Origin of the sequence: Bacillus sp. 3103sda1 (assembly GCF_024159135.1) — a bacterium.
Classification (GTDB): domain Bacteria; phylum Bacillota; class Bacilli; order Bacillales; family Bacillaceae_G; genus Bacillus_A; species Bacillus_A rhizoplanae.
Window position 1 is genome coordinate 2,411,301 of sequence record NZ_JAMYWS010000001.1, and the last position, 14,476, is coordinate 2,425,776.

The 14,476-nt window shown below is 37.8% G+C and carries 13 protein-coding genes and 1 pseudogene; 2 read left to right on the top strand and 12 right to left on the bottom strand.

The features are described 5' to 3' along the window. Positions 1-18: 18 nt before the first annotated feature. From NKR74_RS11940 to NKR74_RS11975, 8 genes and pseudogenes are all read right to left on the bottom strand, one after another. On the bottom strand, positions 19-1,200 hold the full coding sequence (locus tag NKR74_RS11940) for a MalY/PatB family protein (RefSeq protein WP_253629679.1): 1,182 nt from the start codon (positions 1,198-1,200) through the stop codon (positions 19-21). A gap of 235 nt (positions 1,201-1,435) precedes the next feature. Further along, positions 1,436-2,866: an MBL fold metallo-hydrolase gene (locus NKR74_RS11945; RefSeq protein ID WP_253629680.1), complete on the bottom strand. Its 1,431-nt coding sequence runs from the start codon at positions 2,864-2,866 to the stop codon at positions 1,436-1,438. Positions 2,867-2,932: 66 nt separating this feature from the next. Next, a complete protein-coding gene (locus NKR74_RS11950; protein ID WP_309247632.1) occupies positions 2,933-4,150 on the bottom strand; it encodes an NAD(P)/FAD-dependent oxidoreductase in 1,218 nt (405 codons plus the stop codon). 25 nt (positions 4,151-4,175) lie between these two features. Next, positions 4,176-4,958 carry a sulfite exporter TauE/SafE family protein gene (locus NKR74_RS11955; RefSeq protein WP_253629681.1) on the bottom strand — a complete coding sequence of 261 codons (783 nt, stop codon included), beginning with the start codon at positions 4,956-4,958 and terminating at the stop codon, positions 4,176-4,178. 521 nt (positions 4,959-5,479) lie between these two features. Beyond that, the gene (locus NKR74_RS11960; RefSeq protein WP_098308661.1) at positions 5,480-5,821 is read right to left on the bottom strand and encodes a thioredoxin family protein; all 342 of its coding nucleotides are present in this window, start codon (positions 5,819-5,821) and stop codon (positions 5,480-5,482) included. A 14-nt stretch (positions 5,822-5,835) separates the two neighbouring features. Then, the gene (gene trxB / locus NKR74_RS11965) at positions 5,836-6,804 is read right to left on the bottom strand and encodes a thioredoxin-disulfide reductase (RefSeq protein WP_253629682.1); all 969 of its coding nucleotides are present in this window, start codon (positions 6,802-6,804) and stop codon (positions 5,836-5,838) included. Positions 6,805-7,179: 375 nt separating this feature from the next. Then, positions 7,180-7,448 (bottom strand): annotated as a pseudogene (locus NKR74_RS11970) (hypothetical protein); the annotation flags it as partial. Then, entirely contained in the window at positions 7,445-7,705 is a 261-nt protein-coding gene (locus NKR74_RS11975; RefSeq protein ID WP_309247633.1) for a TSUP family transporter, read from the bottom strand. The pseudogene NKR74_RS11970 and the gene NKR74_RS11975, both read right to left, overlap by 4 nt. 816 nt (positions 7,706-8,521) lie before the next feature. Between NKR74_RS11975 and NKR74_RS11980 the strand changes: the two genes are divergently transcribed. After that, positions 8,522-9,349, top strand: coding sequence for a peptidoglycan-N-acetylglucosamine deacetylase (locus NKR74_RS11980; protein WP_253629684.1), 828 nt, complete (start codon positions 8,522-8,524; stop codon positions 9,347-9,349). 204 nt (positions 9,350-9,553) lie between these two features. Here NKR74_RS11980 and NKR74_RS11985 read toward each other — a convergent pair whose 3' ends face one another. The 3 genes from NKR74_RS11985 to NKR74_RS11995 form a co-directional block, all read right to left on the bottom strand. After that, positions 9,554-10,132 (bottom strand): sigma factor-like helix-turn-helix DNA-binding protein, encoded by a 579-nt coding sequence (locus NKR74_RS11985; protein ID WP_253629685.1) that lies wholly within the window; start codon positions 10,130-10,132, stop codon positions 9,554-9,556. Between the two features lie 180 nt (positions 10,133-10,312). Further along, positions 10,313-10,789, bottom strand: a complete 477-nt coding sequence (locus NKR74_RS11990) for a YbaK/EbsC family protein (RefSeq protein ID WP_098307103.1) — start codon at positions 10,787-10,789, stop codon at positions 10,313-10,315. A 143-nt stretch (positions 10,790-10,932) separates the two neighbouring features. Continuing rightward, the gene (locus tag NKR74_RS11995; protein ID WP_098307101.1) at positions 10,933-12,561 is read right to left on the bottom strand and encodes an ABC-F family ATP-binding cassette domain-containing protein; all 1,629 of its coding nucleotides are present in this window, start codon (positions 12,559-12,561) and stop codon (positions 10,933-10,935) included. Between the two features lie 705 nt (positions 12,562-13,266). Between NKR74_RS11995 and NKR74_RS12005 the strand changes: the two genes are divergently transcribed. Then, on the top strand, positions 13,267-13,422 hold the full coding sequence (locus NKR74_RS12005; RefSeq protein WP_253629686.1) for a hypothetical protein: 156 nt from the start codon (positions 13,267-13,269) through the stop codon (positions 13,420-13,422). Between the two features lie 155 nt (positions 13,423-13,577). Here NKR74_RS12005 and NKR74_RS12010 read toward each other — a convergent pair whose 3' ends face one another. Then, positions 13,578-14,279: a YitT family protein gene (locus NKR74_RS12010; protein ID WP_309247634.1), complete on the bottom strand. Its 702-nt coding sequence runs from the start codon at positions 14,277-14,279 to the stop codon at positions 13,578-13,580. Between the last annotated feature and the right edge of the window lie 197 nt (positions 14,280-14,476).

Sequence of the window (14,476 nt, forward strand, 5' to 3'; positions counted from 1 at the left end):
TTATCATGAAATAACTCACTAAGCCTTGCACAAAGAAGCGACAGCTTTTTCTATTTCACCCAGCGCATTTTTTAACATCGAACGCGGGCAAGCAATATTGAGCCTCATAAATCCTTCACCTTCCATACCGAAGATGTATCCTTCATTCATTGCAACTCTTGCTCTACGTAACATAAATTCATCCAATTCTTTAACTGAAAAACACAATTCCCGGCAATCCAGCCATACAAGGTATGTGCCTTCTGGCTGGATGACGTTGATTTGCGGAATGTTGTTGCTGAAGTAACTCAGAGTGTACTCCAAATTCCCCTGCAAATATTCAAGGAGTTGATCCAGCCATTCTTCTCCATAGCGGTAAGCAGCCTCTAACGCAACAACGCCAAATATGTTTGGCGAACCAATGGATAATGTATGAAGTTCTTGATCGTACCTATCGCGCAGTTGCTGATTTGGAATAATAATACTTGCCGTCTGCACACCCATCAGGTTAAAAGTTTTGCTTGGCGCAATGCAGGTAAGGGAGTGATTCGCAAACTCTTCTGCAATAGACGCAAAAGGAATGTGAGTATGTGGTTTATAAACAAAATCAAAATGAATTTCATCTGCTACAACAAGAATGCTATGCTTCATACAAAGCTGTCCCAATCTCGTCAATTCTTCTTTGCTCCATACCCTTCCGATTGGGTTATGAGGACTACAAAGAATCAACATTTTTACCGTTGAATCTATCTTTGCCTCTAAATCTTCAAAATCCATGGAATAACGCCCATTTTCAAGCATAAGCGGGTTGTTTACAATTTCACGGCCGTTCGCTTCGATTACACGGGCAAAATGATGGTATACAGGCGGTTGGATAATAATTTTGTCCCCTGGTTTCGTAAAAGACTGAATGGCCAACGATAAGGCCGGAATCATGCCTGGGCTGTGGGTAATCCATTCTTTTTCAACGGACCATCGATGTCTTCTTTCTAACCAGCCAGCAATGGATTCCATATACGAGTCTGATCTAAGTGCGTAGCCATATACACCGTGCTCCACCCGCTGTTTTAACGCTTCGATAACAGGCTGCGGAGACTGGAAATCCATATCGGCCACCCACATCGGAATAACATCCTTTACACCAAATTTATTTTCAAGACTATCCCATTTCTCGCAGTCAGTGCCCAAGCGACAGATTTCTTGGTCAAAGTTATATTTCATCAAGTATCTCTCCTTCTCATGTTTGCTTATGCATCCTACCTCTTTACGTAATTTATATAAGCAATTATCATGCCAACTTATTTCCCTTATAAAATCGCCTTATTTTTATAGAATTTCTTGATTGAATTCCGAATACTGCGATGCTAACACTTGAAAACCCTTTCATTTCAAGTGTTAGCAAATTTGCAATCATGGTAAATATTTTCGCATGTATGATAAAATCCAAAGATTGCATTTAAGCATCTCTAGTGGATAGCATCTTCTTCTGTTTCATCCATTCCTCATAACCGCCCACAAGGCTTTGTACTTCTTTAAAACCATGAACTTGCAGAAGGCTTGCAGCGATAGCAGATCTTCCGCCAGTTTTGCAATAAACTAAAATTGGTTTATCATGCGGAATGTTGTGTGCCTGTTCCTGCAGATGACCGAGCATCACATGCTTTGCTTGCGGAATATGGCCTTCCTCCCACTCGCCCATGCTTCGGACATCAAGTATATATATGCGTTCTGTATGAAGAACGCCAGCTATCTTGTCCATTGTCACTTCTTCATACTTCATCACACGCGAATCAGCCTCGTCTGCCTGCTCAATGACATATGATTCCATCGTTGCAACAATGCGATCCAATCCAATGGACTGGAGATCATTCACAATATCTTCCACATCAGCATTGCTTGCTAGAAGATATATAGGTTGATCATAATCCAACAGCCATCCCGCCCAAGTTACAAATGATTTATTATAAGGGATATTAATCACGCCCCGTATATGCTTAGCGGCAAATTCACTGGCTGGACGCGTATCAATGACAATTCCCTGTTGCGTCCATTCTTGTACAATATCTATCGAAATCTTCATACGAAACGGTACCGCTATTCTTTGGATTTGCTGCGTTCCCTCTTTATTCAACCGCTTCATCATTGAAAAATAAGGGGGCGCCTCCGGCTGTCCAACCAACAGCGCTTCTATAAAAAGATCCTCATTATCATATTGCAATGCCCAATTTGTCCGTTTTTCATAGCCGATGGTTGACGATGGGATTGCTCCTAGCGCTTTTCCACAGGCACTGCCCGCTCCATGTCCCGGCCATACTTGCAGGTAGTCAGGAAGGTTTTTAAACTGCTGTAAAGACCGATACATCATGCGTGCCATTTTTTCTGAGGAACCGTGTACCCCTGCGGCTTTTTCTAATAAATCAGGACGCCCCACGTCACCGACAAACACAAAATCTCCGGTAAATATGCCAATCGGTTCCTTGGTAGATATACCGCCATCTGTTACGAGAAGTGATATATGTTCAGGGGTGTGTCCTGGTGTATACATCACCTCAAAATTGATATTTCCAATAGCAAACACATCTCCATTTCTCAAAAAACAGTGTTTATACCCAGATGCATACTCGTATCTCCAGTTCGCTCCTCCTTCGTCAGACAAATACAATGTGGCTCCAAGCCTTGAAGCTAGCTCCTGCGAACCAGACAAAAAGTCCGCGTGGATGTGTGTTTCCGTTACACCCACAATCCGCACGCCATGAGCTCTTGCCGTTTTTATGTAAGGTTCTATATTACGTGACGGATCAACAATGATCGCTTCACCGGTATCCTGACACCCCACAAGGTATGAAGCTTGAGCTAGTTTCTCATCATAAAAGTATTTGAGTAGCATAAGTCATCCTCCTTTTAAACGCTTGCTTACTTTGATTTTGTTTTGTTATAACCATCAGAAACATGATCACATGATACCTTTAAGCATCCCCTTCCAATACATAACGGGAAGGAAGTTTCTCTTCAACACATACATACTGAACCTCTCGCGTGCCTGATTGATAGGGAAGGTTTCTTGCGGCTGTAAATCATAATTGAATTCAGCCAGTATAAGCCGTCCATATCCGGTAACAAGCGGACATGATGTATAGCCGTCATATTTATGAACCATTGGTTTGACACGCATCCGATGAAGTAAATTTTGCACAAGTACGGGCGCTTGTTTACGAATCGCAGCCCCCGTTTTCGACGTAGGCAGGTTGGTGCAGTCCCCAATGCCAAATACATTGTCAAAGTATTGATGCTGCAGCGTATATTGGTCTACATTCAGCCAACCATTACTTGCCGCAAGTGGGCTGTTCTTGATAAAATCAGGGGCGCTCATCGGTGGTACCACATGAATCATGTCATATTGCATATTTACGCGCTCTTTTGTGTTCAAATTTTCGAATGTCGCTCGTTTTTTTTCACCATCAATTTCAATGAGATGGTGCATAAACCATGTCTCGATTTCTTTTCGCTCAATTATTTTGTTTAGTGCCTGTTCATATTTTTTCACATTGAATATGGATGGGTTGCCTGAAACAAAAATAACTGAAGATTGTGGGCGCACTCCTGATTTTCTGAAATAATCTTCCGCCAAATACATGATTTTTTGAGGGGCTCCACCACATTTCACCGGAGTGTTCGGATTGGTAAAGATAGAAATTCCCCCTTTGAAGGTGCGGATTGCTTCCCATGTACTATCAACATAATCATAGGAATAATTACTACATACCCCATTCTTTCCAATACTTTCTTTTAACCCCTTGATTTTATGCCAGTCAATTTGAATCCCGGCCGCAACAACTAGATACTCATAGTGCAGTTTCTTTCCAGATGCTGTTATAACAGCATTTTCATCTGGCTGAAATGTAGTAACTGCATCCTGCACCCACACCGCTCCGCTCGGAATAACGGACGCTTCCTCCCTTTGCGTGACAGTTTTATCAACTTCGCCAGCTCCGACAAGCGTCCATAACGGCTGATAATAATGTTTCGTCGTCGGATCAATGATAGCAATGTGTCCACTCAGGAGGCGTGATTCACGCAGAAGACGGGCTGCAACCGTAATTCCGGCACTCCCACCGCCCACAATCAAAATTTTGTAATGTGTCTTATTCTTTACATTTTCTATTCGAATCACCTCATCTCAATTTTAGTAAAACAACTCATAAATCTAAGACTTCGGCATTAATAATCAACATGTAGATGGCGACCAACATAACCACACCGGAAAATACATAATGGAGTATGCGTTGCTGTTTACTTAAGCGCGCCGCCAGCCAGGCACCCACCAGCCCGCCGCCAACTCCACCTCCAACAAACGCGAACATAATCCACCAGTTTACAAGCCCGGATAAGCTGTAGCTTACCGCTGTTGTAAGTCCAAATGTACCGACCGACACCAGGGAAGATCCAATTGCAGAAATCATCGACATTTTCGCCGCAAAGATCAAACCGGGAACAATCAAAAATCCACCGCCAATTCCGAAAAAACCGGATAACAGTCCCACCAGAATAGCCATGATGATCAGCTGTGGCAGTTTTACTTGATTTTTAAGATCGTCTGCTTGACTCCTCGTTTTCTTTGGCATAGCCATTTTTACAGCCATAACAATCATCAGAATGGCAAGAAGAAACAACAACTGTTTACCAGGTATCAGCTTTCCGATAGTTGATCCCGCATAGGCACCAAGAGCACCAGAGACGGCAAAAACAATCGCCTCTTTCCACTGCACGTGGCCGGCCCGTGCATGTGGAATAAGATTTGCATAGGCATTTATGGCAACGGCTGACGCTGTCGTGCCAATTACCACATGAGGATCATTCATACCAACAACGTAAAGCAAAAGAGGAACAGCAAGAATTGATCCACCTCCGCCGAGCAAACCAAGTACGAATCCGACAATAGTTCCTGACACAATGGAGAGGAGCACTTGAATTGTTGTCATTCTTTTCTGAGACTCTCACCAACAAAGCAGAGTAGTTGACGATTCATCTCCTCCCTCCTTTCTCTGTTTACTCATCATTTATATAAAGCAAAAACCATGCCAACTAAATCCCCCTGTAAAACCGCTTGATTTGCACACTGCACTCTTTGTAAATTCCCAATTTTGCTATCATTCATATTAAAAAAGCCTTTATCATCAAGCTTAAAGTCTCCCTAGAACTAGGAACTATTTTTGCATCTGTGATAAAGTGAAACTTCCATCAGTGTGGGTCTTACTGCCCTTTAATGCGGAATAAATCGGTGATTTTGAATATGTTGCCAATAAATATTGAGTGACTACTCAATATTTATTGGCTTCAGATTAATGCGGGTGATACAGATTGTTGTAACCATGATTATCGTTAAATATAAATGTCAAAGTAGAGCGGCTCTATTAGAGTTTCAGTTTTGGATGTGTTTGGAAGCAGTGCCGAAATCTTTTTAGATAGGCGTCCTCCCAATTAAATACTAGTAAATGATTATCTATACTAATTTTCCACTTGCCTCTACGATTTGATTGAAAAACTGTTCAACCTCTTCCTGGCTTTTTCCAAGTTTACTTACAAAGCGATTAAGTTCCTTCCCTTCTTGAAAAGCAATAAAGCTTGGGATTCCGTACACATCTAGCTTCTCTAATAGTTCCGGAAAATGATCTCGATTTACTGCGATCATATCTATTTTTTCTTTATACGCTTCTTCCACAATTGGCATGAATAAATCGGTATGCTGACAGTCTGGGCACCATTCAACATAAAATTTGGCAACAACTGGTTTTGCTGATAAAATCGCCTCATCAAACTCTTGTCTTGTTTTGATCTCTTTCATAATTACATTCCTCCCTATATTTTGTTCTCAATGTTATACTGATTGTCTTCACTACTTGATCGCTCTCTTGCATCAAGATATCTTTCGCAATCCAGAGCAGCCATACAACCACTTCCTGCAGCAGTAATTGCTTGGCGGTATTTATGATCTTGAATATCCCCGCATGCAAATACACCGGGAATATTTGTTTCTGTTGTACCAGGATTCACGATGATATATCCCATATCGTCCGTTTTGATTTGATTGCCTAAAAAAGACGTGTTCGGTTTATGCCCGATTGCTATGAAAATACCATCAGATTCCAGAATTTCATTTTTTCCGGTTTCGCTGTTTTTTACTTTCAAGCCAGTAACGTGTCGTTCTCCTGCAATAACTTCTTCAGGAATGTAATTTAAACTCCAAGTAATTTTCGGATTATTTTTGGCGCGATCTTGCATAATTTTGGAAGCACGAAGCTCCTTTCTGCGGTGAACAACACGAACCTCCGAAGCAAACTTCGTTAAAAAATTTGCTTCTTCCATAGCTGAATCTCCGCCGCCTACAACGATAATTTTCTTTCCCCTAAAGAAAAATCCATCACACGTTGCACAGGTGCTTACCCCACGCCCAATATTTTCCCTTTCTCCTGGAATATCCAAAAGTTTCGCAGAAGCACCCGTTGCAATGATTAAAGATTGCGTTTTGAGCTCCCCTATTCCTTCCACCGTTAAGGTAAAAGGGTTATTAGAAAAGTCGACTTTTCTAACCCATCCCCTTTTAAACTTTGCTCCAAAACACTCAGCTTGCTTACGCATGTTCTGCATTAACTCTCGCCCCATAATCCCTTCAGGAAAACCAGGGAAATTCTCAACATCTGTCGTCAAAGTCAATTGCCCCCCTGGTTCAGGCCCTTCAATGACTAAAGGACTTATGTTAGCACGTGCTAGATAGATTGCTGCGGTCAACCCAGCAGGGCCAGTCCCTAGAATAACGGTTTTATACATCACTTACCTCCTCGTTATACTAATCTCTTATTCATGAATATTTATAAGCAATTTCCATACCAATTTTTAATATTCTGTAAAGTCACTATTTTCATAACCGTTATATAGGTTAATCAGTCCCATTTCCTATCACAATTGAGAAAAATCTTTTCAAGATTAAGAAAAACATCTTAAGACAATTTCATCAAAATTTGAATTTAAGTTATTTGAAATTCCCTTCCAAAACATGTATCATTTCATTTTTTCTTAAACAGTGACCGCCAATGTTAAACAGCAATGGTTTGATTGATTAGCTCCGCATGTAATGAGTCATTCTATCTATTTTGTTTGTGTATCGGTAACAAGAACTCCATTTTGGTGCTTTATTTCCTTTAATTAAGGACTTACTGCCTGTCCTATATTAAATATAAAATGAGCGATTATGACTGCTAATAAACCGATTAAGTATTGAATGAAAATCAAAGGGAGAATCCATTTCGCTCACTTTATCCAAGGCATTCCCGCAATTGCCAATCCGGCCATCAGTGTACCACCTGTCGGAAAAATTATACTTCCAAGACCATCCGCAAATGAAAAGGATAATACTACTGTTTGGCGTGTAATGGCACTAAATCTGCAAGCAGTGCCATAATAGGCGCACTCATGGCACCGGGTACAGCAAAAATGATTGCCACTTTCCACTGCACATTGTGCCAGCTCGTACGTGTGGAATAAGATTTGCATAGGCATTTATGGTAATGGCTGACACTGTCGTGCCAATTACCACATGCGGATCTTTCATGCCAACAACGTAAAGCAAAAGAGGAACAACAAGAATTGATTCACCTCCGCCGAGCAAACCAAGTACGAATCCGACAATAGTTTCTGAAACAATAGAGAGGAACACTTGAATCATTGTCATTCTTTCCTGAGACTCTCACCACCAAAGGAGAGTAGTCGGTAATTTATTTCCTTCCTCCTTTCTCTATTTACTCCTCATTTATATAAAGCAAAAACCATGCCAACTAATTTCTCCTGTAAAACCGCTTGGTTTACGCACTATACTCTTTGGAAATTCCCAATTTTGCTATCATTCATATTGAAAAAGCCTTTATCATCAAGCTTAAAGCCTTCCTAGGGCTAGGAACTATTTTTGCATCTATGATAAACACATCAAGCTATTTCTATAAGGTGATTCCCTAACATATTAGTTAACAAGAATTTTTCTTAGGTTTCATATAACTGAACATTGTTAATGCGCTACCTCTAATAGGTGTAGCGCCATTATTTCGCAGATTTTGTACGCAAATGCTCTCCCTTGTTACATAAAGAACCTGTAGTATGAGTACCAAAGACAGACGTTTATGGTACTTTATATGTTTCTACCAAAATAGAATGAAATATAGTTAAAAGGTACAGTTTATATTTTAGTATGAGTAAAAAGAGAGGATGTTCGTCTCTATATTGAGCGAACAATCCTCTCTTCATGATAAAGTAATTAACGTACGAAATTCGAACAATTGAACCTCTCCCCCTCCATTCCAACCTTTTGTAGATTCTAAAAAATAATATATGATTTTACTATCCAATTAATAAATAAAAACCAAAAAAATCTCACATACACTCCATAAATCCCTTTCATGTATGTAAACATATTTTTTTACAACACTATACATAAAATTACTAATATAATAGAATGGAATGGAATGGAATTATAGAAATAGAAAGAAGGACATGTATGCGTAGCAAACCATCTCTTGTAACCTTATTTAAAAGAGCTTTTATTATGTGCGTAGGAATTTCGTGCATATATGGAGTATCCGGAGGAGCAAAATACATTGTAAATGCGAGTACAGAAGATTCCTCACAATCAGTTCAGCTAGTAAGTGAAATACAAACTTCACTGGCTCCAAAGCAAGCACCCGAACAATATAATGGTCAAGTTAGAAAAGTTGCTTATCTTACTTTTGACGATGGACCAGGAAAGTACACAGCTCAATTATTGGATATATTAAAACAAAACGATGCGAAGGCTACTTTTTTCCTGGTTGGTTCCAATGTTAAAGCATATCCCGATTTAGTAAAACGTGAAATATCAGAAGGACACTATGTTGGGATGCACAGTATGTCTCATAACTATAATAAATTGTACAAACAAGGCGGTTACGTAAATGAAATGAAAGAGGATCAAGCATTAATTGCCAATATTATTGGATATGCACCAAAATTAACACGTCCACCATACGGTTCAATGCCAGGTCTTACTGAAGCCGAACGAAATCAAGTCGTTGAAAATGATTTGCGAGTATGGGACTGGACAATTGATTCTTTAGATTGGAAATATAATAAAATACCAGTGGATGCTGCTTCTGCTCAAATTGTACAACATGTACTTGACGGTGCAAAATCAAACAATGAAATCATTCTTTTACACGATATTCATCCGCAATCTGTTTCTGCTGTACCTGCTATTATTAAAGGGTTAAAGGAAAAAGGTTATGAGCTTGATAGTTATAATGAAAATGAACATTTCCCATTAAATTTTTGGCACGATAAACGAATTTAACATGGTAAAAGGCTTACATTCTATTATAAAGAATGTAAGCCTTTTATATTTTCATAATAAAGTGAAACTTTCATCAGTAGAGGACTTATTGCTCTTTAATACGGATAAAATTATATTTTCCATACAGTATGTGAAATTAAATCATATCCAGTTCGCAAAGCAAATGAACCATCATTAACAATTCCTAGTAATATAATTCATTTCTTAACTGGCTGAATGCGTATCAATATGCAAATGTCTTAACTTATCAGGATTTAAAATAGTATAAATGGATTTAATTTTATTTCCTTCAAATTCAAAACTCAGTACTGCCTGTATTCCTATATGATTTCTTATTACAATTCCACTCCAACCATTTACTTCTATTTGCATCATAGAGTAGTCTTCTTGATTCGTAAGAAATTTAGTTGCTAAAGAAATAAGAAGTTGTTTTACACGCACTGCACCGTATATAGGTTTTACTGCAGCTTTTACTTTTCCGCCGCCATCTGCATAGTAAGCAGCATCTTCCCGAAGAACTTCCATAACTTGATTTGTATTTCCCTGCTGAATAGCATTTATAAAACATGTGATAACTTGTTCATGATTTACCTTTACATTTTCAACCTCAATGTGCTTTTCAAGTTCTGGAAGCATTTTTTTCATTCTACTTAAAATCTTACGGCAATTCACTTCCTTTTTTTGTACAATTTCAGCAATTGTTTCATAGTCATATTCCAAAATTTCACGGAGTATAAAGATTGCTCTTTCAATTGGATTCAATTGTTCAAATAATACAAGCAAAGCCTCCGCCTAAAATAACAATATGTTTCATTTTAATTTCCCCTTTACCCTTAAAACGATTTGACCTCCTGACTTGTGACATATTGAAAGGTGAAATTAAGAAACAATAAACTACCTGTCCCTCCACTGAATATAGAAACAGGTAGTTTATTGTTTTAATGTGCATTCCATTTTAATAGCTCACTTTATACAAATTACTTGACCCTTTGTCATTTGTACTAGTTCATCAGGTGTTAAACGAAATATTGCTTTCGGGTGCCCTGCAGCAGCCCAAATCACATCGTACTGCAAAAGATCTTCATCAATGAATGTCATAATAGGCTCTGTATGTCCTAATGGCGGAACACCTCCGATTACAAATCCAGTATGCTTACGTACAAAATCAGCATCAGCTTTTCCTAATGTATCATCTAGCTGTTTCGTAATTTGCTTTTCATTAATTCGATTTGTTCCACTCGCGACAACTAACAGTGGTTTATCAATCGTTTTGAGCCTAAAAATAATCGATTTACCAATTTGCGCAACTTTACAGCCAATTGCTTCTGCTGCCTCTTGAGCAGTTCTTGCGCTTTCTGGTAATTCTATTACTTGATTTGCATATCCTAGCTCTAACAATTTATTTTGTACCCGTTGTGCACTTTCTTTCAAATCTTTCATGCATTTCATTCCCTTCAACTTTCTAAAACATTTACTATCTATTCTTTTAAAAAAGCAAAGACTCCTCTTATTATGCAGCATCAATTTTACCTATTCCATAAAACATAAAAAAGCATCCCCTCCATATAAGGGGATGCTAGCATTTATTTTGCTTCTTTATACATCGCTGCTACTTGTTTTTGAAGCTCTTCGTTTTCTAAATACTCATCATATGACGTTTGTTTATCAACAACACCGCTTGGCGTTACTTCAATAATTCGGTTTGCAATCGTTTGAACGAACTGATGATCATGAGATGTAAATAGAATTGTACCTTTAAATGCCATTAAACCGTTGTTTAATGCTGTAATAGACTCAAGGTCTAAATGGTTTGTTGGATCATCAAATGTTAATACGTTTGCACCGCTTAACATCATTTTAGAAAGCATACAACGCACTTTCTCTCCTCCAGATAAAACAGATACATTTTTCTTTACTTCTTCACCAGAGAATAGCATACGACCTAAGAAGCCGCGTAAGAAACTTTCAGACTCGTCTTGTGGTGAGAATTGACGCAACCACTCTACTAAGTTATACTCACTATTTTTGAAGAACTCAGAGTTATCTCGTGGGAAGTATGCTTGAGATGTTGTTACACCCCATTTAAATGAACCACTATCCGGCTCCATTTCACCCATCAAGATTTTGAATAATGTTGTCATCGCAATATCATTGCGGCCGATAAATGCAACTTTATCACCTTTATTTAAAGTGAAGTACACGTTATCTAATACTTTTTCACCGTCAATAGTTTTTGAGATGCCTTCTACTGTTAATAAATCATTACCTACTTCACGTTCTGGTGTAAAACCAACGAACGGATAACGACGAGAAGATGGTTTAATATCATCTAATGTAATTTTATCTAATAATTTCTTACGAGAAGTTGCTTGCTTCGCTTTTGAAGCGTTCGAGCTGAAACGTGCAATAAAGTTTTGTAATTCTTTTACTTTCTCTTCTTTTTTCTTATTAGCATCTTGTGTTAATTTTAATGCTAATTGACTAGACTCATACCAGAAGTCGTAGTTACCAACGTAAAGTTGAATTTTACCAAAGTCAAGATCAGCCATGTGCGTACATACTTTGTTTAAGAAGTGACGGTCATGGGATACAACGATAACTGTGTTTTCAAAGTTCATTAAGAAGTTTTCTAACCATTGAATCGCTTTTAAGTCTAAGTGGTTGGTAGGCTCATCTAGTAATAAGATATCTGGCTGACCAAATAATGCTTGTGCAAGTAATACTTTTACTTTCTCTGCCCCTGTTAACTCAGACATTTTTTTTGCATGAAGGTCTTCTCCAATGCCTAATCCTTTTAAAAGAATTGCAGCTTCTGATTCTGCTTCCCAACCGTTTAACTCAGCAAATTCGCCTTCTAACTCAGCTGCACGCATGCCATCTTCATCACTGAAATCTTCTTTCATGTAAATCGCATTCTTCTCTTGCATTACTTCATAAAGACGTGTATGCCCCATAATAACTGTTTCTAAAACTGGAAATTCTTCATATTCAAAGTGATTCTGTTTTAAAACAGCTAAACGCTCACCTGGTGTAATATGAACATCTCCTGTTGATGGATCAATTTCACCGGATAGAATTTTTAAGAATGTAGATTTACCAGCACCGTTTGCTCCGATTAAACCGTAACAGTTACCTGGTGTAAATTTTATATTAACATCTTCAAAAAGCTTACGATCTGCAAAACGTAAACTTACGTTACTTACTGTAATCATGTAGTTCCTCCTAGTAATACCGCTGTTTTCAGCGTTTTCTCGCCAATTGCCTTAAAAGTCGCAGCTTACGACTCACTTATTTTAGACTATTGCTATTATATAGTAGAACTTGAATGAATAGCAACGATAGATTCATTTTCTGCAAGGAAATCAAAGAGCTTTCTGCAGCAATTCCTCGTCTTTCTCTCATAAATTCCACTTCACTATCCTATATATTAAATGTCGTCTAAATACGATTCTCTTCCTACAAATGTATATTACTATTCTGAAAGAAGCTCAGGAAGCATAACTTTTTGTTCAAAACGCGTAGACAATACCATCAAAGGAGATGTGAATGTATGAGCTATCATAACAATCGAAATGATTCCAATGGTTTAAAGATACAACACAAAACTTCTAATTTTGATGCTTGGAAATATGAGTCTATTTATAAATATTCTCCTCTATTTTCTTATAAAAAGCTTTTCAAAACTTTTTTTCGTATCTTTTCCACAAATAACAAAAAATTAAATAGCTAAAGTTATTGATATGAAGAAAACTATTATAAGTAAACAATTAACTCATCTTTACGCTACTAAAGAGTCTTAAATATAAAATTACTCTATTAGCTTTGTTTATCTAGCTTTTGGATATTAAAGTTTTAAAAGTTATTGATAAAATGGAATTGTCATGTATTGAGACCTATAGAAGGCGGAGGGATTTGTAGTGCAGAGTCAAATTAAGTTTCAAATATATAAATTTTGTAAAGAAGAAATACCTAGACTTATTGCTCTTTCAGCTTCAGTTGGTTGGGATTATGATGAGAATGAAATCAATACAATTATGTCAGTAGGTATTGTATATGGGCATAAAATAGATTAGGGTGAAATTATTTCAAGTGCAGCCCTTATTCCTTATGGAAATAACTTAGCTTCTATAATTATAAACACAATGCTTATAAGATCTAAGACATACCGTCAGAGATAAATTCTTCCTATCCTTATATGCGGCTCTAGGTTGCATAAATGACCAGCTCATTATTCTCTTCGAAATACCCCTACCACATCGACTGTTTGTGTAATATTTACGAAAGCCTTTGGATCAATCTTGCGAATAAAATCTTTTACATCTGATAACTCGTAGCGAGTAATTACCATCATGATAACTCCCTTTTTTTCGTCAGTAAAAGCCCCTTTCGCTTCCCAAATTGTCATTCCCCGATTAAAATGAGGAAGCAGTTCTTGTTTGATGTTATTTGGCTTCGATGAAATTATAGTCAGTGTTAACTTTAATTGGATAGTATGAACTACGTCAACGAGCCGCCCGGTTGCATAAATGAATATAATAGTATATAACGCATTTTCCCACCCAAAAATAAAACCAGAAATTGCAATAACCACTGTATTTAGAATGAAACCCAATGCTCCTACTGGAATGTCGCGTTTTTTTCTAATTACGAATGAAATGATGTCGAATCCGCCTGTTGATCCTGAAGATCGAAATATTAATCCGATAGCAACTCCCCCAAAAACTCCTCCGAATACTGAAGCAAGAAGAGGATTGGATGTTATCTTATAAACTGGGATATATTGCATAAAGATAGTTGTTGTAACAACCGAAAATATACTGTAAAAGATAAATTTCTTTCCAAGTTTAAAATATCCCAGGATAAAAATAGGTAAATTTAGAAGAGAAATCATAATCCCTGTATTTAAAGGGAACAGATGTCCTAGAATCATTGCGACTCCAGTGACCCACCGCTAAGAATTTTATTAGGTATAAGAAAAACATTATAAGCAACACATAATAAAATTGAAGAAAGAAAAATTATTAATAACTGAATCATAACTCGGAACATTTTCCTCACCTCTTTTCGCAATAGCATCCCCATTATTGATGGATGGATTCTTTCTGATTTTGGACAGACTAATCCCTT